The 19,167-nt window shown below is 38.3% G+C and carries 23 protein-coding genes; 7 read left to right on the plus strand and 16 right to left on the minus strand.

From position 1 onward, the window contains the following. Positions 1 to 30: 30 nt before the first annotated feature. Positions 31 to 663, plus strand: a complete 633-nt coding sequence (locus AC4D4A_RS04370; RefSeq protein ID WP_490994770.1) for an NAD(P)H-binding protein — start codon at positions 31 to 33, stop codon at positions 661 to 663. 172 nt (positions 664 to 835) lie between these two features. On the opposite strand, the gene AC4D4A_RS04375 is transcribed toward AC4D4A_RS04370, so the two are convergent. Continuing rightward, positions 836 to 1,201, minus strand: a complete 366-nt coding sequence (locus AC4D4A_RS04375; protein WP_066106916.1) for a HesB/IscA family protein — start codon at positions 1,199 to 1,201, stop codon at positions 836 to 838. Positions 1,202 to 1,464: 263 nt separating this feature from the next. On the opposite strand from AC4D4A_RS04375, the gene AC4D4A_RS04380 reads away from it, so the two are divergent. After that, positions 1,465 to 2,223, plus strand: a complete 759-nt coding sequence (locus AC4D4A_RS04380) for a TraR/DksA C4-type zinc finger protein (RefSeq protein ID WP_490994771.1) — start codon at positions 1,465 to 1,467, stop codon at positions 2,221 to 2,223. A 64-nt stretch (positions 2,224 to 2,287) separates the two neighbouring features. Here the strand turns inward: AC4D4A_RS04380 and AC4D4A_RS04385 are convergent, their stop codons facing one another. Then, positions 2,288 to 2,524 carry a YuzB family protein gene (locus AC4D4A_RS04385; RefSeq protein WP_066106566.1) on the minus strand — a complete coding sequence of 79 codons (237 nt, stop codon included), beginning with the start codon at positions 2,522 to 2,524 and terminating at the stop codon, positions 2,288 to 2,290. A gap of 342 nt (positions 2,525 to 2,866) precedes the next feature. Here AC4D4A_RS04385 and AC4D4A_RS04390 point away from each other — a divergent pair, with 342 nt between their 5' ends. Next, positions 2,867 to 3,937 carry an NAD(P)/FAD-dependent oxidoreductase gene (locus tag AC4D4A_RS04390; protein ID WP_490994772.1) on the plus strand — a complete coding sequence of 357 codons (1,071 nt, stop codon included), beginning with the start codon at positions 2,867 to 2,869 and terminating at the stop codon, positions 3,935 to 3,937. Between the two features lie 62 nt (positions 3,938 to 3,999). Here AC4D4A_RS04390 and AC4D4A_RS04395 read toward each other — a convergent pair whose 3' ends face one another. Further along, positions 4,000 to 4,362 (minus strand): YuzD family protein, encoded by a 363-nt coding sequence (locus AC4D4A_RS04395; RefSeq protein WP_490994773.1) that lies wholly within the window; start codon positions 4,360 to 4,362, stop codon positions 4,000 to 4,002. Between the two features lie 102 nt (positions 4,363 to 4,464). Between AC4D4A_RS04395 and AC4D4A_RS04400 the strand changes: the two genes are divergently transcribed. After that, positions 4,465 to 4,701 carry a NifU family protein gene (locus AC4D4A_RS04400; RefSeq protein ID WP_066106557.1) on the plus strand — a complete coding sequence of 79 codons (237 nt, stop codon included), beginning with the start codon at positions 4,465 to 4,467 and terminating at the stop codon, positions 4,699 to 4,701. A 52-nt stretch (positions 4,702 to 4,753) separates the two neighbouring features. On the opposite strand, the gene thrB is transcribed toward AC4D4A_RS04400, so the two are convergent. The 3 genes from thrB to AC4D4A_RS04415 are packed head-to-tail and all read right to left on the minus strand — an operon-like array spanning position 4,754 to position 8,017. Then, positions 4,754 to 5,665 carry a homoserine kinase gene (thrB, locus tag AC4D4A_RS04405; RefSeq protein ID WP_490994774.1) on the minus strand — a complete coding sequence of 304 codons (912 nt, stop codon included), beginning with the start codon at positions 5,663 to 5,665 and terminating at the stop codon, positions 4,754 to 4,756. Beyond that, on the minus strand, positions 5,662 to 6,723 hold the full coding sequence (gene thrC / locus AC4D4A_RS04410; protein ID WP_490994775.1) for a threonine synthase: 1,062 nt from the start codon (positions 6,721 to 6,723) through the stop codon (positions 5,662 to 5,664). The genes thrB and thrC overlap by 4 nt, the downstream gene beginning before the upstream one ends. A gap of 1 nt (position 6,724) precedes the next feature. Continuing rightward, entirely contained in the window at positions 6,725 to 8,017 is a 1,293-nt protein-coding gene (locus AC4D4A_RS04415; protein WP_490994776.1) for a homoserine dehydrogenase, read from the minus strand. 409 nt (positions 8,018 to 8,426) lie between these two features. Between AC4D4A_RS04415 and AC4D4A_RS04420 the strand changes: the two genes are divergently transcribed. After that, the gene (locus tag AC4D4A_RS04420) at positions 8,427 to 8,924 is read left to right on the plus strand and encodes a phosphatidylglycerophosphatase A family protein (RefSeq protein WP_490994777.1); all 498 of its coding nucleotides are present in this window, start codon (positions 8,427 to 8,429) and stop codon (positions 8,922 to 8,924) included. A 60-nt stretch (positions 8,925 to 8,984) separates the two neighbouring features. On the opposite strand, the gene AC4D4A_RS04425 is transcribed toward AC4D4A_RS04420, so the two are convergent. From AC4D4A_RS04425 to AC4D4A_RS04440, 4 genes are all read right to left on the minus strand, one after another. After that, complete coding sequence (locus AC4D4A_RS04425; protein ID WP_490994778.1) at positions 8,985 to 9,749, minus strand: TIGR01457 family HAD-type hydrolase; 765 nt, start codon at positions 9,747 to 9,749, stop codon at positions 8,985 to 8,987. Between the two features lie 124 nt (positions 9,750 to 9,873). Next, positions 9,874 to 10,320, minus strand: a complete 447-nt coding sequence (locus AC4D4A_RS04430; RefSeq protein ID WP_490994779.1) for a hypothetical protein — start codon at positions 10,318 to 10,320, stop codon at positions 9,874 to 9,876. A 119-nt stretch (positions 10,321 to 10,439) separates the two neighbouring features. Then, positions 10,440 to 10,889: a DUF86 domain-containing protein gene (locus AC4D4A_RS04435; RefSeq protein ID WP_490994780.1), complete on the minus strand. Its 450-nt coding sequence runs from the start codon at positions 10,887 to 10,889 to the stop codon at positions 10,440 to 10,442. 50 nt (positions 10,890 to 10,939) lie between these two features. After that, the gene (locus tag AC4D4A_RS04440) at positions 10,940 to 12,238 is read right to left on the minus strand and encodes an EAL domain-containing protein (protein WP_490994781.1); all 1,299 of its coding nucleotides are present in this window, start codon (positions 12,236 to 12,238) and stop codon (positions 10,940 to 10,942) included. 189 nt (positions 12,239 to 12,427) lie between these two features. Between AC4D4A_RS04440 and AC4D4A_RS04445 the strand changes: the two genes are divergently transcribed. Beyond that, positions 12,428 to 12,694: a DUF3055 domain-containing protein gene (locus tag AC4D4A_RS04445; RefSeq protein ID WP_490994782.1), complete on the plus strand. Its 267-nt coding sequence runs from the start codon at positions 12,428 to 12,430 to the stop codon at positions 12,692 to 12,694. Between the two features lie 58 nt (positions 12,695 to 12,752). On the opposite strand, the gene AC4D4A_RS04450 is transcribed toward AC4D4A_RS04445, so the two are convergent. After that, complete coding sequence (locus AC4D4A_RS04450) at positions 12,753 to 13,028, minus strand: YutD family protein (protein ID WP_066106535.1); 276 nt, start codon at positions 13,026 to 13,028, stop codon at positions 12,753 to 12,755. Between the two features lie 241 nt (positions 13,029 to 13,269). Here AC4D4A_RS04450 and AC4D4A_RS04455 point away from each other — a divergent pair, with 241 nt between their 5' ends. Further along, positions 13,270 to 14,262, plus strand: a complete 993-nt coding sequence (locus tag AC4D4A_RS04455) for a M23 family metallopeptidase (protein ID WP_490994783.1) — start codon at positions 13,270 to 13,272, stop codon at positions 14,260 to 14,262. Positions 14,263 to 14,357: 95 nt separating this feature from the next. On the opposite strand, the gene yunB is transcribed toward AC4D4A_RS04455, so the two are convergent. The 5 genes from yunB to AC4D4A_RS04480 form a co-directional block, all read right to left on the minus strand. Continuing rightward, positions 14,358 to 15,131 (minus strand): sporulation protein YunB, encoded by a 774-nt coding sequence (yunB, locus tag AC4D4A_RS04460; protein WP_490994784.1) that lies wholly within the window; start codon positions 15,129 to 15,131, stop codon positions 14,358 to 14,360. A 49-nt stretch (positions 15,132 to 15,180) separates the two neighbouring features. Then, the gene (locus tag AC4D4A_RS04465) at positions 15,181 to 16,293 is read right to left on the minus strand and encodes an HD-GYP domain-containing protein (RefSeq protein ID WP_490994785.1); all 1,113 of its coding nucleotides are present in this window, start codon (positions 16,291 to 16,293) and stop codon (positions 15,181 to 15,183) included. A gap of 181 nt (positions 16,294 to 16,474) precedes the next feature. Next, entirely contained in the window at positions 16,475 to 16,774 is a 300-nt protein-coding gene (locus AC4D4A_RS04470; protein WP_490994786.1) for a YunC family protein, read from the minus strand. Between the two features lie 64 nt (positions 16,775 to 16,838). Next, positions 16,839 to 18,206 (minus strand): bifunctional metallophosphatase/5'-nucleotidase, encoded by a 1,368-nt coding sequence (locus AC4D4A_RS04475; RefSeq protein ID WP_490994787.1) that lies wholly within the window; start codon positions 18,204 to 18,206, stop codon positions 16,839 to 16,841. 10 nt (positions 18,207 to 18,216) lie between these two features. After that, entirely contained in the window at positions 18,217 to 19,041 is an 825-nt protein-coding gene (locus tag AC4D4A_RS04480) for a sulfite exporter TauE/SafE family protein (protein ID WP_490995193.1), read from the minus strand. Between the last annotated feature and the right edge of the window lie 126 nt (positions 19,042 to 19,167).

Consider the following 19,167-nt stretch of genomic DNA (forward strand, 5'->3'; position numbering starts at 1 on the left):
CGGGTATGAGATACTAGTGAGGTGATTACAATGAATGTGTTAATTGTCGGTGCAAACAACCGCACAGGCCAGCGAGTACTTGAGCTTTTGAATAAGTCTTCTCATCAGGCATATTGTTTAGTTCATGATGAAAATCTTGCTTCACTAGTTAGAAGTCTTCGTGCTGAACCCATGTTCGGAGAAATAACCGATTCTCTCCAATTGGAGGGCATGGACGCAGTTATTTACGCAGTCGATGTAACAAATCCTAGTATTCATGATACGATCTCCCATGTGACACAGCACGGAGCTATCCACTTTATACGAGAGTGTGAAAAAGCGGGCGTAGAGCGTTTTGTCATGTTAAGCTCCATTTATGCTGACAAACCGGATGAAGCACCATGCATTCTTTATTCTTTATTGGAGGAAACAAGAATGACGGAAAATTATTTAACTGAATCCAGTAGGTTGAAGTATACAATTGTCCGTCCAGGCAAATTGATTGATTCTGATGGCACATTTAAAATACTGGCGGCAAAATCACTCGATGATGATGGAATGATTTCACGTAATGAAGTTGCACAGGTTTTAGTTGATACATTAGAAACAGATACGACCTTTAATAAGAAATTTTATTGTATTGAAGGCCCTTATCCTATTAAGGACGCCTTGGCTGAAGTGTAATATAAAACAACTAGTCTCCCTCTCCCCGATCTTATTGGGAGAGGTTATTTTTGTTCAGCAGGAACCTTAAAATGCCTTAGTCTCATATAAAAAAATTCCTTCTCAATAGATACCTTTTTGATCGCATCTGTTTAAGAAGGAATTCCAACTAAATCAGTATTGATTTGTTAGTTTAACATTGCTCTGGATTACCCGTAACTTTAGCTGTACGGAATGAAGACCCACAACCACATGTGGCAATGGCATTCGGATTATCAATCGTAAAACCTCCGCCGAGCATCGATTGTTTATAGTCTATACGCGTTCCAGTCAGGATGGGCGCGTCCTCTTTATTCACAAGAAAATGAATTTCATGCTGTATGGTTTCAATATCACTATCTTGCTTTTTTTGCTCAAAGTTCATGCCATACGATAAACCGCTGCACCCTCCACCATGGACGGAAACACGCAAATATGGTTGATCTTCACCGCTTTCTTTTATCATCGTATTTATTTGAAAAGCTGCTGCTTCTGTTACAATAATGACATCATTATTCATTACCATTCTTCCCCCTTATAAAAAAGTTAGAAGGAAATTAAATCCTCTATTTATTAGTATATACATTAACCGGTGTCCTCTCAACCTTAAAACTGCCCATAATATGCTGCTGTTCGCACGTTTTGAATAAGATATACACTTTTAAATAACTCTTTCCCTAAATGACTATATTATTTTATCCAAAAGATTAATTAATATTTTTTACATAAACAGCAGCGGAATGAAAGAAAATAGAAAGACGAAATTGAAAGGAGTTTCCTTTGATGCTTTCTTCCGAACAACAATCTAATCTTCAATCAAAATTAGCAAATGAAAAAAAGGAACTTGAACATCACATTTCCCTGAATAATCATTTTGGTATAGGGGAAGATGAAAATTTTTATAATTATGTAGGAGAACTCTCTACATATGATAACCATCCGGCGGATACCGCTACTGAGCTATACGAACGTGGTAAAGACCTGGCCTTAAATGAACATTTTGAGAATGAACTTAATCAGGTGAACAGAGCTTTAGAGGCAATAGAAAAAGGAACCTATGGTAAGTGTGAAATATGCGGTAAAGACATCCCTTTTGAGCGGCTTCAAGCATTACCATCTACCACTTATTGCATCGAGCACAGTACTGAACAAACTGTTTCTCACGAACGTCCAATAGAAGAGCAGGTCCTGCATCCATTATATGAAAAAAAGCATGAGACAGAAGTGAATGGCTTTGATGAAGAAGATTCATGGCAGGCTGTAGCCGAGTGGGGGAGTTCAGATACCCCATCTGATTATTATGATCCAAAAGAGCACTATGATCAGGTCTATTTAAATTCCGATGAACATATCGGATATGTGGAGGATATTGAAAATTTCGCTGGAAACGATATTGAGGGGAAAAATGTTCAAATCTATCCCACAGCTGAACTCGAGCAATTAAAGGATTTATTGGATGAAGAAGGAATCATGACATCTTTTGGAGATTTAAAACCATATGAAGAAGATCCTTATACTGAAGATACCAATGATGATGAGTAATTCTTTATACAAAAAATAGGGAAGAAATAAGCAGAGTATGCCTATCTCTTCCCTTTTTATTATATTAAAACATTGGATTTTCTTCCAGATATTCATAAATATGATCAACCAGTTCTTCCGGACTGTCCCCTGTTACGACTTCGCCATTTACAAGGGCATACATACTGGCAGAGCAAATTCCACAATAACTAAGACACCCATATTCAATAACATCCAAATTAGGATCTTTATCTAAAATCTCCATAGCGGCCTGTGAACCGCTGACAAGATTACTGACGCAAAATTCAATAATTGGTTTCATACTATTGTCACCCCTTAGCACAACCAAAATCCTACTCTAAAATGATATAATAGTCAATTAATTTAAGTGAATCAGTTACCTTTTATACTCCATTTGCAGGGAGAAGTACTAGCAAATTGTTCATGATTTAGGAAATTAGATTTGGATGAATAATGCGACTTTTCACAAATAATACACAATTCAGTTGTTATTTTTTCCTATTTTCGATATACTTTGTATGGAATTTTACAATATTGACATCTATTATGATAATTTAATATTTTTATAGCACTTTATTAAAATTAGTATTCTAGCATAGTTAAAATTAGAAAATTGTATCCCAACAAAGGAGTCGTCATTTCTATGAAAAACTTAATCATCCTCGGTGGTGGGTATGGTGGTATGAGAATACTTAACAAACTCACTGATCATCAATTCCCTGCAGATATTCAGGTTACTCTGGTCGATCGAGTTCCTTATCATTGTTTAAAAACCGAATTTTATGCGCTTGCCGCTGGTTCCATTTCTGACCACAATATTCGTGTATCATTCCCTCAGCACGAAAGAATTCAATATAAATACGGTGAAGTATCCTCTATCGATTTATCAAATAAGAAAGTTCTATTAAAAGATCAGGAACCGCTTACATATGATGAACTGATTATCGGCCTGGGCTGTGAGGACAATTATCATAATGTGCCTGGAGCCGCAGAATATACCTATAGCATACAGTCTATTGATAAATCTCGCAGTACCTATCAAGCACTGAATAACCTCGGACCGGGTAAAGTAGTTGCCATCATTGGCGGAGGATTAAGCGGAATTGAACTGGCTAGTGAATTGATTGAAGGACGCCCGGATTTGAATATTAAGCTTTTTGACCGCAATGAACATATTTTATCCGCATTTCCTAAAAAACTTAGTAACTATGTGGAAAGTTGGTTTCATGAACATCGCGTAGACTTAGTCCCAAACAGTAATATTACTAAGATAGAACCTAACCTGCTTTATAATGGTGACGTTTCCATTCCGTGTGATGCCATTGTTTGGACTGCTGGCATTCAGCCGGTACAGCCAGTCAGAGAACTGCCTGTTGAAAAAGACAGCGGTAACAAAATAAAACTGACAGTCCAGCACACCATCCCAGACTATCCGGATGTATTTGTCATTGGAGATTGTGCAAGCCTTGGACACGCCCCAAGTGCGCAATTGGCAGAGGGACAGGGTGAACAAATTTATCAGGTTCTGGTCAAAAAATGGGCCGGAGAACCGCTCCCTGAATCCTTCCCACCAATTAAACTGAAGGGAATACTAGGATCCCTTGGTAAAAAACATGGCTTCGGACTAATGTCTGAACGTACTATTATTACTGGCAGGATGGCGCGTTTGTTAAAGTCAGGGGTTTTGTGGATGTATAAGTATCATAATGGGTAATTAGAACCTATATTAATGCAAAAGCTTGCAGATCCTAAAAAGGCTGCAAGCTTTATCCAAACTTATTCACTTTTATATCCGTAATCATGTAAAGCTTCAGTTATGACTTTTAATCGGGGGCTTCCTTCTCCGACTACTTTCCCGTCCAAGATGACTAAAGGATAAAAATATTCTCCTTCAGCAACTTTTGCAGCTATTTCTTTAATTTCCGGATCTTCTGGTGGGTTAAAAATATCAATGTATGTGATCGTTAATGGGTGACTTGGGAACTTTCTCGATAAGGCAGCTTGCAGCCATTCATAGGTTTCTTTTGATGATGGCATTCCAACACAGCTTGCACATATTTGTGTGGCTCCGTATACATATAAATTTGCAACCGTCACCTGTTTTCCCCCTATTTTATCGCTTTTCTTTTCATCATACATAAATTTAATATAGGAAACAAATTTTAACTATAAGCTAAGGAATGTAGATAGCTTTTTTAAGGTAAAATCATTATAATATGATTAGGAAAGGAGTCGATAGCCATGGCAGAACAAGAATTATTTGGGCAAGTTCAGGAAGTACTAGATAAATTACGTCCATTTCTTCTTCGCGACGGCGGCGACTGTGAGCTGGTTGATGTGGATGATGGAATTGTAAAATTACGTCTATTAGGGGCTTGCGGAAGCTGTCCCAGCTCCACGATCACATTGAAAGCTGGCATCGAACGTGCACTTCTTGAAGAAGTTCCAGGCGTTGTTGAAGTTGAACAAGTTTTCTAATGATTAAAACACAAATAGCAGCGATTCCCCCTTTCAAGGGGAATCGCTGTTTTTAGTTTGAATCCGTCAGTTGTATAGTAGAACCCGTATTGACCATCGGAACATGCAGGACATTCATCTCAGGAAACTCTCCTTTAAGACGTTCACAAATAATTGGAACGGAATGTGAAGGAGCTAGAGAAAAAATAGTTGGCCCGGCACCGCTGATCGAACTGCCATAAGCTCCTTCCTCCTTTGCTAAACGTTTAATTCTAGAATAGTGAGGAATTAACTCACTTCGATATTTTTCATGGAAATGATCTCTTTCCATCATCTCTCCAACCAGTTTCCAATCATTCGTTGCAGCAGCGGCTACCAAAATGTTTGCTGCTGCACTTGAAGACACAGCTAGAGAATGGGACAGATGAGTCGGCAATACTTCACGTGCTCTTTCAGTGTTCAATTCAAACGGAGGAATCGTTACAATTGCCCCGACATCCCCAATCGGTAATGATACAAGGGTTGATTCACGATCATTATGAATTCCGACAATCATACCACCGTAAATGGATGCACCCACATTATCTGGATGTCCTTCCTCTAAACTCGCAAATCTTAGTTTTTCTTCCTTGCTCAAATTCAGATTACAAAAGACATTGGCAAGCTCAAGCCCCGCTACAATTGCTGAAGCACTGCTGCCCAGACCTCTTGCCAACGGTATTTCACTTTTCACCATCAATCTGCAGGACGGCATCTCTGTCCCAAAATAGGCTGCTGCTTTCTTAGCCATACGAACAATATAATTACTTTCATCCGAAGGAGTATGCTTTAATTCATCTGATTGGATCATGACCATCCATTCATCCGATGGAACAGCCTCTATCGTCAAATACAAACCCAGTGCTATTCCAATTGAGTCAAATCCCGGTCCCAGATTGGCTGTACTTGCTGGTATTTTAATGCGTAACATGTCAGGCAGGTTCATGATGAGACTACACCGCCAAAGCATCTTACCAATTCTTCTTCATCGTTTTCAATAACAGTTGGCTGTATTTGACTGTACTCCACAGCCGTATTTGGGTCCTTAAGCCCGTTACCGGTTAATACTGCGACAACTGTTTGTCCCTTCTTTATTTCTCCTGTTTGCACTTGTTTATAGATACCTGCAATAGAAGCACAGGAAGCTGGTTCAGCAAATATCCCTTCTTTTTTAGCTAGTAACTGATAAGCCTTGATAATATCGTCATCATTGATTTCATCTACTTTTCCGTTTGATTCCTTTACTGCCTCAACTGCATATTCCCAACTCGCCGGATTTCCTATACGAATTGCTGTAGCAATGGTTTCCGGTTGTTCAAACACCCGATTATGTACAATCGCAGCCGCACCTTCCGCTTCGAAGCCTCTCATTTCCGGCAGACCGCTCTGGCAATGTTCATGATATTCCTTAAACCCTTTCCAATATGCTGTAATATTACCGGCATTTCCAACCGGAATTGCGAGCACATCAGGGGCTTTACCCAATTTATTACAGATCTCAAAAGCAGCTGTTTTTTGCCCTTCAATTCGGTAAGGATTCACCGAATTAACAAGTGTGATGGGAAATTTAGCACTGATGGAGCGGACCATGGTCAATGCCTGATCGAAGTTCCCTTTAATGGCATAGATTTCGGCTCCATACATAACTGCCTGAGCAAGCTTCCCCATGGCAATTTTGCCATCAGGAATAACAACAATGCAGCGCAACCCTGATCTGGCTGCATAGGCTGCAGCTGCAGCAGATGTATTGCCTGTTGAAGCACATATAATCGTATCACTGCCCTCTTCAATGGCTTTTGCTACTGCCATCACCATTCCCCGATCTTTAAAGGAGCCTGTTGGATTGGCACCTTCATATTTAACATATAAATCAATCCCCAACTCCTTTGAAAGATTATGACAGCGAATTAACGGCGTATTCCCCTCCAACAGACTTAAATTCGGGGTCTGGTTATTCACCGGTAAAAATTCTTTAAATTCCTGCAGTAATCCATTCCAGCTCATTCTATGCTCCTCCTTCAACTCGATACGTACTTTTTATGGAGTAAACTTTTTCATTCGTTTCCAGCTCACGCAATACGTTTTCAAATTTAGCCAACGGAGCATGATGTGATACAAGTACAATTTCCGATAATTCGTTGACCTTAATTGGCAGCTGCATGATTTTCTCAAAGCTTATTCCATGGTTAGCAAAAATAGCCGTTAGCTGTGCAAAAACACCGACTTCATCCTTCACATGAATCCGCAGGAAAAACTTGCTATTAATTTCTTCATTCGTTTTTAAATTTTTATCAAATTGAGGTATAACAGCACTTCGCCCGTTTACATCCAGCCTCATATTTTTCATGATGGCAACAAGATCCGATACTACAGCTGTTGCTGTTGGCAGACTGCCGGCTCCAGGTCCGTAAAACATGGTCTCACCTACTGCCTCCCCATATACATACACCGCATTATATTCGTCATTTACGATAGCAAGAGGATGTTCCTCCGGTAAAAGGGTTGGTTGGACGCTCACTTCTACTTTATTTTCGCTTCGATTGGCAAACCCAAGCAGCTTCATAGTGTATCCAAGCCTTTTGCAGAGCTCTAGGTCCGCATCAGAAACAGTTGTAATCCCCTGTACCTTCACATCTTCCAATCCAATATTCATTGAAAATCCCAAGGTTGCCAGAATCGCCATTTTTCTTGCTGCATCTAAGCCCTCTACATCGGCAGTTGGATCTGCTTCAGCAAAGCCAAGATCCTGTGCTTCCTTTAAAGCTTCCTGATAAGAGACCTTTTCCTTGCTCATTTTCGTCATAATATAATTCGTAGTACCATTTACAATGCCCATTATTTTTGTAATATGGTCTGACGCAAGTCCATCTACTAAGCTTCGTAAAATAGGGATTCCTCCAGCCACACTTGCCTCATAAAATAAATCACAGCCATTCTCTGAAGCAGTTCGCAATAAATCTGGTCCATAGACTGCCATCAAATCTTTATTAGCTGTTACTATATGTTTTTTATTATGTAAAGCCTGCATCAGCAACAAGTAGGTATCTTCCACACCGCCTATTACCTCAATTACGATATCTATTTCAGGATCAGAAATGATGTCCTTTGCGGAAGTCGTTAAAAGTTCGGATGATACATCCATTGCTCTATCTTTATATTTATCTTTAACGAGGATTCTTTTAATCTCTACCGGGCAACCAACCTGATGCATCAGTTTTTCCTGGTGATTTTGAATGATTTGTACCACACCTGTTCCGACAGTTCCCAGTCCCAGTAATCCAATTGTAATTGGTTTCACCCTATCTCCCCCTCTTTGTCTACCATAAAAATACATTTGTTTTCTTATAAAAGACATTATAAATTTAAATATACCTGTTTACAACTTAAATTAACTAAAAATTATAATAATTTTAACTTATCATCCCATTATACACAATATTCTAAAAATATTTTTGAATTCTAACCAAATCACCTTTACTGCTATTAAATGAGTAAATCTTCTTGTGGATGCGAATTTTTATTCAGCAAATAATCACCTCTTATTAGCATGCTAACTAAGATATAGAAAGAAGATTTTTTCATTATCAAAGCGTTGGATTTCACATAGATTGCAAGGGATTAGGATTAGTCGGTATGGGAGAAAGCCTTTTAATATGCTCATCAACCACTATTTGTACGTATTATAAATGGAAGTCGGTGTACACTTAATGAATGACAAATCAATGGATAAAACGGAACTGACTGCAAGACAATGGCTAAAGGATCGTGGCGTATCAGTAAAAGATATCGGTGAATTAGTTATGTATCTCCAGCATAAATACCATGATGATTTGCAATTGGAAGATTGTATTTACAACGTGGAACGCGTTCTTTCAAAACGCGAGGTTCAAAATGCCATTTTAACCGGCATTCAGTTAGATATGTTAGCTGAAAAGGGCCTATTGGAGGAACCAATACAATCTATTATTGGTATCGATGAAGGTTTGTATGGCGTGGATGAGATTCTTGCATTAAGCATTGTTAATGTATATGGCTCGATTGGCTTTACCAACTATGGATATGTAGATAAGCTTAAACCCGGTATCCTGAAGCGATTAAATGATAAATCAACCGGAGAATGCCATACCTTTCTAGATGATATTGTCGGAGCCATCGCAGCTGCTGCCTCAAGCCGGCTGGCACACCGTATTGAAAACGTGGAGTAAAGAAATTAAAGAAGGCTCACACTCGAGAATTAATCATGAGTTATGAGCCCTTTTTTCAGATTAAATAGTCCATTGATCCAATGAATCAATTGTGTAAGTTGGCTTGCGGTCATACCCTTTTAAATGTTCTCTGGTCGTAACACCAGTATGAACAAGCAATGTATCAACCCCAGCATTCATACCAGCCATAATATCCGTATCATAGTTGTCTCCAACCATCAACGTATCTTCTTTAGATACACCAAGCACCTTCATCGCCTGCTCCATAATGATTGATTCAGGCTTTCCGATAAATATAGGCTCCGTTTGAGTGGACACAGTAACAACGGATGTTAAGGACCCATTACCTGGTAAGAGACCTCGCTCAGTTGGAATGGCTATATCAGCATTTGTAGAAATGAATGTTGCTCCATTACGGACTGCAAGGCAGGCAACCGATAGTTTTTCATATGTAATTCCACGATCAATTCCAGTAATCACAAAATCAGCATCTTCATTCTTAAAGGTAAATCCTTTTTCTTTACAGGCTTCAATGATACCGTCTTCCCCAATAATGAAAACAGATGCATCCTGTTTTTTCTCATATATATAATTTGCTGTAGCCATACTTGTTGTAAAAACTTGCTCACCTGTAGCAGGAATGTCAAATTGGCGCAGCTTTTCAGCTACCTGCTCAGGAGTACGTGATGAATTATTCGTTACAAATAAATAAGGAATTTCTTGTCTTTTCAGTTCCTGCACAAAATGGACAGCCTCCAAAATTCGTTCTGTCCCCTTATACATTGTTCCGTCTAAATCAATTAAATAACCTTTATACTTTTTCATACGCATTGTTCTCTCCTGGACGTGTTAGATTTACTTCATTTACTTTACCACAGTAGCATTCAATCGAAAAGCAGAAGCCCGTCTAATTCTCTCCTGATGCTAATCAGAACATACCCAAAAAAGTTTAATCCTCTTTTTCTACTTTTAAGCCTTGGATTTGGCCAATTAACTTCCTATAAAATTCTGAACGAATGGAAAATCCGCCGAATTCCTCATGTGTAGTACAGGTAAACCATGCAAAATTGTTCTTTATAAAGGTCAGATCTTCCGGCAATTTTGGAGCTACCCAATCATATAAAGTGTGCGATAATGTTTGCATTAGTTTACACGAATCTCTATTAGCTTCCATGACATACACCGTTGCAGGGGGACCTAATGTAATGGTATTTGCCCATTCTTTTGTTTGATAGGTTTCAAGCAAATGAGGCTTAAATTGTTCAAGTATCTCTTGTTTATAAGTTAATTCCTTCCGTGTTATAAAATAGAATGTGTCCGAGTAATCGCATAAGACTTCCAATAATTGTCGATAAGTATGACCCAAAGGATTTTCAGTCAAGTTCCAGAATTCCATCATAGCACCTTCTTTTATCAGGGAATTTAAAATTCAAAAGTACCCATAATGTCTAACTCAAACGGTTATCACAATCAGTAAAAAAACGATAAGCATCCTGCTCATCGTTTATGTACGTATCATTTTTCATATGGTTTAAAAGCTGTTACGACACCCAATTCAGTTTCAATATAGTTTCTTACACATGCAGGGAATTGTTGAATAGTATTCAGGTTTTCATATACTGCTTTTTGCAGTTGCTCGTGATGAATAGCTGTGTAGTCTTGTACGAGTTCTTTTCTGTATGGGAGCAATGCTTTTAGATCAATCTCCATCGCTGTATCAATCACTTTTTCATCCAGCAGAATATCGATTATGTCTTCATAGCTGCCTGGATCTCTCATAATAAAACCATCTATCATTGAATTTCCGACATCCAAAACAGCATCAATGATAGTTTGAAAAATACGCTCTAATGCCAGCTTCTCAATAACCGATTCAGTCCATTCTCCTTTACTTTTCAGAAGATTTGTCTGAGTTTCTAAATATAGCAGTTTATCCTCAATTGCTTCTCGATCTACGAAGTACATCCTGTATTCCTCCTCATCAATCTCACCACATAAACGATCCATATTTAAGCTTAAATGGTTGCTAATGAAAGTTCAAGAAATTGGGGTCTCCCATAAAAATAGCCCTGAGCAAGGTCTACCTTATTCCGTACCATCACCATAGCTTCATCTTCATTTTCTATTCCTTCTGCAACGACAAGAGAACCAGTTTCCTTAGCAATGAGCAGCAGACCCTTAAGCATAGATTCTTTCACACGGTTCGAATGAATATTTTGTATAACAGTACGATCGATTTTTATGATATCCGGCAATACTTCTCCGATAATATGCAAACTTGCATATCCAGCTCCCGTATCATCAATTGCTATTCTAATTCCAAGTGAACGTAAATAGCTGACATTAGATCTTAGTAGGTGAACTCCTTCAATCGAATCTCTCTCTGTTATTTCAAACACAACCATGGAAGGGTCAATCTCATATTTTCTTAATAGCATCTCTACATGTCCAGGAAAATTACGCTCTCCCATTGTAATTGGTGTAAAATTAATATAGATATCACCCTCTATATCCGTCATTTGGATGTGTTGAAATACCTTTTCCAACACAATCATTTCAAGAGTAAACAATCTGCCAGTTTGTTTAGCGACTGCAAATAACGTTAACGGGTTTTCAAGCTTTGTTCCAGCCGGTCCTCTCGATAGCATTTCCCATGCTTTAACCTTACCCGTTCCTACATCTAAGATAGCCTGTGACATCAAGCGAATCGATTTATCATGGATAATACCTGTAAGCTGATGAATCATATCATTATAATCTGGCTCTACCTCATTACGAGCCATTGAATGAGCTAAAACGAAGGCCCGATTAATCGTTGTTTCAATATTTTTATAGGTACGGTCACAGTACATATATCCATGTCCGATCGTAAGCTCAATTGGCGAATATCTATATATGTGAGATTCCTGTACAGACTGGTGTATATTCCCTATGATATTATCCAATGGGTCCGTTCCTGGTGTGCACAAGGGACTCCTTACATACAAAACAATGCTATCCTGATTAAAATCTTGTACCCCTATAATATTTGTTTTACAAATATATTTTTTAATCGCTATTTCAAATTCTTTTTTTATATCATGAAAGAAGGAGTAATAGGCTTGCTCACCAGCCATTTCCTTTAATTCATCCATTTTGCTTATATGAAATACAACGATCGCAATTTCAATTTGATTCCCAAATGCTTTCTTTATCCTTGATACAATTGGGTTTCTTATTGTAAATTTCGGAGGATAGAACAGAAGTCTCGAATCAGGAAGAAAAATGGACATCCACTTACTCCATTTTGTTCCTCCATTATTGGAATGAACCATATTACACAATCCTCTCACAAAAGCATAGTTGGGATTTAACACTCGGAAATTTAGACTTTCAATATATTCCTATTATATCCTTTTTTTAAAATTTTTGTTGAAAAATGTTAGAATAGAACTTGAAATATTCGGTCTAAAAGCCACAGGATTTAGTAAATTAAATGATAATAAAAAAATGGAGGAACCCATATGTCCGAACGATTTTTTCTTTATGATGATACGTATGATACAAAAACTAGATTTGTCAGTTTCATGGGTGAAAACAGCAGGATTGACCTTGCTTTAACCAGAACCGATCGTTTCTATGGAAAAACACTCGTGTTGGATATGCAAGGGAACCGTTTTGCCATTATTGGCCCAGATGATTTAGAGGAACCCGGCTATTTGGAATATGCTTTTTCTATAACGAGTGATGAGGCGTCGGAGTGGAAGAAATTCTTAGACGAGGTCATCTAATTTTGCACAGCGGTTAAAAAGTAAAGCCCTCAATTACGAAGAATCGGGGGCTTACCACTTACTTTTTAGTTTTCTTTAAGATAAAGTACGAACAGCCAAAATTACAGTATTCATACAGATATTCTTTGATGGTACTTATTTTATTATCGTAGGATGCTTTCTGATTCTGGTCATCAAAAAAACCTTTAAGGCGAAGTTGCCCATATCCCCAATCTCCAAGAATATAGTCATAACGGTTCAATATCTCACTAAAACGGCTTTTAAAGGTCTCTTCATTAAATCCGTCTCCATGTTCTTCAACAATCTCATATTGAGTGTTATTAATGGTAATCATTTGTTCACCTCTTACTCATTTATTCCGTAATTTGTTTCCTTATTATATCATTCCCCACATATAACCATGAAGTTTTTTATTTATGATTCAGATTTCTATAGTCCTAATATTTTCTTTATTATGTTTACCCACTGTTAGTATAATGAGCTACCTTACAATTTTATAATCACTTTCCAATTTCCTACTTAAATAATCATCCTTATTTATCGGTATACTAACGAACAGTAAAGGAGTGTTCCAAATGTTCTATCGTATATTGATTCTATTCATTCTGGCTGCTTATATTACCCCCTGCATACCTGTGCAAGCATCGGCCAGTCAAGATGAGCAGCAACTATTAAACAAACGGATGGAAATGTACAAACGAGTAGAAGACTCCACCCAACTCCCTTGGTACTATATAGCTGCTTTTGATCAATATGAGCGAAGTATCAGATTGGCTCGAAAAGACCTCTCGGATCCAAATACACTTGGTATTTTAATTCCGGCTGATAAGTGGACCGGAATTTCAAATCCAAATAGTAGTGACACTAATCCTTTAACCATTTCATTTTTTGGTGGCATGGGGATTGATGGCGATCAAGATGGTAAAGCAGATCGCTTTAATGAATATGATCAATTAGCTGCGATAAATCAATATTTGCTATCCTATGGAGTAGATAAAGATAACTTCCGTATCGGTATATGGGAATACTATAAAAGAGATCGAGCAGTAAGTATTATTATGAGCAATGCTCAATTATTTAAAAAACATCAAACCATCGATTTGCAGAAAAAAGCTTTTCCTGTTCCGCTTGGCAGCCATTATACATATACAAGCACATGGGGAGTTGCCCGTGGCTGGGGTGGCCGTCGTTCTCATGAAGGTACAGATATTTTTGCAGGCTACGGTGTACCCGTAAGATCCACCTGTTATGGAATTATAGAGCTAAAGGGCTGGAATAAATTTGGTGGGTGGAGAATCGGTATTCGTGATATCAATAACACCTATCATTATTTTGCACACCTAAATGGATTTGCAAAAGGGATTGAGGTTGGTCAATTAGTTGAACCTGGTACCCTCCTTGGAGGCGTTGGCAGCTCTGGTTATGGTCCCCCCGGTACATCCGGAAAATTCCCTCCCCATCTTCATTATGGAATGTATAAAGAAAACGGCCTAACTGAATGGTCCTTTAATCCATATCCATATTTAAAGCTTTGGGAAAGAGCTGAAAAAGCTGCGAAGGCAAAGTAAACAGAGGGAACGGCTTGAGTTCTTGTATTAAACAAGAACCAAGCCTTTTACCTTTCTATTCCATATGCTGGATCATGAAAAGACAAGTCAGACTCCTATTTTGCGGGTAGTTGAATAGCAGGGGATCCCCCTGTCCCGCTGCCGTTGAAATAAGTAGGTACATGACCGGACACGACTCTCATTCCCATTGGAATAGTGGTTTTAATCTTCGTCGGCTTTGAAGCAAATGGGATAATAACCTGGGCATGAACTTCAACCTCTAAATAGACCTTAATGAGGGCATTATTGATTCCGTATGGCTCTAGGGTCGTTTTGACATCACTTTGAATATCACTGATTGTTTCCATTTCTACCGGGATTTTTGGCCCAAGATTACCAAGCAAGGCGTTATTCGTTGCTTTCCCGAGCGGTACCTCATGTATAATTCCCTTTGAACCATTTTCCTTCACCATTACTCGATCCTTCAAATAGTCAAAGGATGATATATGACCATTTTCTATTTCACTTAATTGATTTTGGATAAGCAAAGAGGTTTCCGAGCGAATTCTATTAATAATTTCTGTGTTAAACTGGATTCCATCCACAGCTATATCGTCTCCCTGCTTGGGTATATCTGTGATAATTTTGTCCATATCATTATGTTTGGAAAGAGTTTCTTTAATCGCTTGATTAATAACCAAGCTGGTAAGTTTTTTCGTTTCAGATTCTGCATAACGCATCAATGTAGGTTCAATAGCCGCATTCACGATCCAAAGACTGATTAAACTCGTTCCCATAAAGAACAAAAATGTTATAAGAATGACATGCTTAACCGGCAAGGGACCCCGCATAATAGATCGTTTCCTTTTAATCCGTTTACGCCTATACATAAAAAATCCCCTCCTTACAAGTATACCTATGCTTGTAAGAAGAGGTTTATTAGCTTAATTTCATTGTATGATTGCTGAAGGTTGTATCACATTTTTTAATGGTTATATCCAGCTGTATTTTCAAATCAACTTCATATCTAAATGGGAGCTGCTCACCATTTCTTTCATACACTTCTATGACGGGGCGATCACTGTAGCCTGCATTCTGCCTAGATACGATTCCTTTGCGTCCATCATTTAATTCAACAGTGATGCCGACTGGATAAATGGCAATCGACCTCTTGAATGCATCTACAATTTCCTGATCAAATTTAGTACCTGTACCTGCATACAACAGTTCCAGAGCTTCACTTGGCAGCATCGCTTCCCGATACACACGATTGGATGTAACAGCATCAAAAACATCTGCTACAGCGATAATTTTAGCCATGTATAAAATTTCATTGTTTTTTAGTCCTCGAGGATACCCACTGCCATCAAGCCGTTCATGATGCTGATATGCACAATGAGCCACGAGCAATGAAAGATTGTGGACCTGTCTAAGTATATTGAATCCTTCTTCCGAATGTCGTTTAATAATTTGAAACTCACTTTCCAAAAGTTTTCCTGGTTTAAAGAGGATTTCTTCCGGAACGGCCATTTTCCCCACATCATGGAGGATTGAACCAAGTCCTAATGTTTTTAATACATCTGGCTTTAATTTTAATTCCAGACCAATGGCCAGTGAATATAGTGCCACGTTTAAGGAGTGGTTAAAAACATAATTGTCAAATGCATAGATATCAGTAATAATATGAAATAAATCCTGATGTCCTTTTAATTCTGCTGTCAGTTGATCAACCAGCTTTGACATGGTCAATGCAGCCTTTTCTATGACTATACTTTTAGATTGCTTGACTTCATTCTTCATATTATCAAAGGTATCTTTAATTGTTACAATAGCTCCTCTTCGGATTTTATCAGAAATAATATCCTCAGGAATTATATGACTGGTTTCTATATCATCAATATATACATATGGAATATTATATTTCTGCAGCCGTTTAATCTGCCAGTCTGTAATTTGCACACCCTTATTAAGCAGGGTACGCCCCTTGATATCAACGATTGGCTTTCCTAGAACGGCACCCGAAGTTAAATAAGCTGTCTGAACGATTCTCATTTTTATACCTCTGTTTAGGAAAAGATTTAATGTCTATAATTTGACATCTTATCCTATATTATAACAGATTAAGTTGAAATTATTTTCAAATTTTGGAATTTATTATAAAAACTTGTTTGTTAATCACACTATTCCATTAGTTGGTTAACATAAGAAAAGAGCATCCCCCTTAGGAGTTGCTCTACATAAATTGGATCGCATCTTTTCCAAGCATTCCTGGAAAAATCCCTCTTCTTTTGGCTTCTTCCGTTACTGATTCGAGCGGAGCATTCAATAATTCCTCCAGGGTACGTACACCTACCGCTCTTCCGGCAATAATCCTACGTTCGTTGAGCCTTTCATTCAATAACCCAATATCCAGTGCTCCGCACATAATATATCCCTTCTGTCCGGCAATTGCCAGTAGAGATGTCTTTGGAAGCTGTACACTCACACCCTTATATAATTTGCCGTCTATTTCAAAGGGCACCAATTCAATCATGAGCACCACCCCTTATTCCAGTACCATTCATAAAGTATATGGCTGTTCACCCTAAAAAATGCCGTCAAGATGCAAGCTGCGCTAATTTCCAGGCAAGAATATCTCGAAGAAATTCTGGCATCAAATAGGTTTTGTTCTCAACCTCTCTGACTTCCGGAAAAAGATGGCCAAACGTAAACATATCAGGAATGGCCACCCTGTACAGCTCCTGTGTATGAATTTGTTTACCATTATGTAACCAACAGCTCTGATTATCCCTATCTATCAATTGAACACCATCATAAACAAATGACCCCATTATTTTCCCCCTAAAGCCTAGACCCTTTACTTGCAGATGAGGCCATTCGGGATTACGGGTCAAGTTTAAAATTTGTATTAATTTTTCTCCTGTAATGGTTAATATACATGGATTAATTGGGTGAGGACAAATTTTGTGGATATCATATTTAGTCACATCTTTAGCATCCAAACCATCCAATAGTAGACCTGAATTTAATAAGGCGATGTCCACTTCACACCATTCCTTCAACCCTTGACAAAGTAATTTAGGAAGATCCGAATCATGAAACCAATCTGTTTTTAACGGCTTTTCTAGAGTTAGTATCGTTTCATTGAGAGTTGTCTTTCCGATTTCGTGCAGTTTATCTGCCATTTTCTGATCCGCTACTGTTAATCCATCCGCTCTCATATCTATAAGACTGGCCCGAGTAGAAATGAATCCTTTATCTATTGTTAATTCAACATGGCCTACATACATTCCATATTTACCTGCGCAACATAAAAGAGTTTGATTAATCCTTTTACCACTATGCAGAATATGATGGGTATGCCCTCCAATAATCAGAGAAATTTCCGGATGTTTGGCTGCGATTATTTCATCACTTGGTAAGCCTAAGTGAGATAATAAAATTATAATATCTGCTTTTCCCTTTAGTTCATTTACAATACGTTCGACTTCACTGAATGGATCTGTGATGGACCACCCAAGGAGATGATACAATTCAGCAAATGGGGCTGTTACACCAAAAAAAGCAATACGCCTTCCTTTCGGTGTTACCCTAATATAATATGGCAAAGCCCAGCTAGGTCTGCTTCCATCAGGTTTATAAAGATTGGCCACGGTAACTGGAAATTCGGCTTCCTCATATAACTGATCCAATTCATCATGGGGTAATGTAATTCCCTCGTTATTGCCAATCGTTGCACCGTTTATGCTTGCTTCATTTAGTAATTGAATATTTCCTTTTCCCATTGTACCTTCCGTAAAAGGATGAAATCGGTCAACATGATCGCCTATATCGAGCTTAAACACAATATCTCCGGCTTCCTCATAAGCCGCCTGCTGATCATTCATATATGTCACAATTTTATTCCAATGCTCAAAATGACTATGTATATCATTTATATGAAATAAATGAATGGTTTCCTTCATATTCCCACCTCTAAATTAACGCTTGTACCCCTTCCCAGATCAATTTTATGCCAACTACCACAAGCATGATTCTGAGTGCGATGACCAAGGTTGTACTTTTCATTTTCGTATTTACATAGGCACCCAGTTTTGCTCCAATATATCCACCTGGTATTAGCGCCAACGCATAAAGCCAAATGACATGGCCTTGAAAAATATGGCTGATGGATCCAATAATGGAAGAGAAGAATATTAACAACATCGATGTCCCGACAGCGACATGGGGAGGAAAATGGAACGCAATCAACATAACCGGTACCATCAAAGAGCCTCCGCCTATCCCAAATAAAGAAGAAAGAAAGCCGACCGCAAAAGAGAGCAAAATAGCGCTACTTTTTTTGTAGCCATATTGATGCTCAAATCCTTCCTTATCTATGTATGTACGTGTAACCATCCCGTTAAAATTCTTCTTTTTTGGCTTCAGTTTATTTCTGACCATAAGGAGAAAGGACATGAAAACCATCAGGATACCAAACAGGATATTAAAGGCATCCACATTTAAATAGGAATTGGCCCATCCTCCAATCAAACTGCCTGGCGCAATTCCAATCAAAAATAAATATGCACTTTTATAATCCACAGTCTTCTGCTTTAAATAAGCAAGAGTAGAAGACAGCCCCGTAAAAATCAGGGTGAACAGAGAAGTACCCACTGCCATTTGGGGGCTGAGGGTACCAAGGATTCCACCTGATAAAAATAATAGAATCGGAACGATGATAATACCTCCACCCAATCCAACAAGGGCACCAAAAAAGCCGGCTGCTAACCCCACAATTATTAATAGAATATAACTCATATAATCCGCCTTCCAATGATTCAATAAATAAAGAGTCAAAGCTGCTTGATTATAGCTCATCGCTTGTTTATGTCATCCATACCGCTTTGTGTTATGGTGGCGAAAAAATTGCCCAGGCATCTGCCT

The organism is Pradoshia sp. Z5_111 (assembly GCF_058267535.1).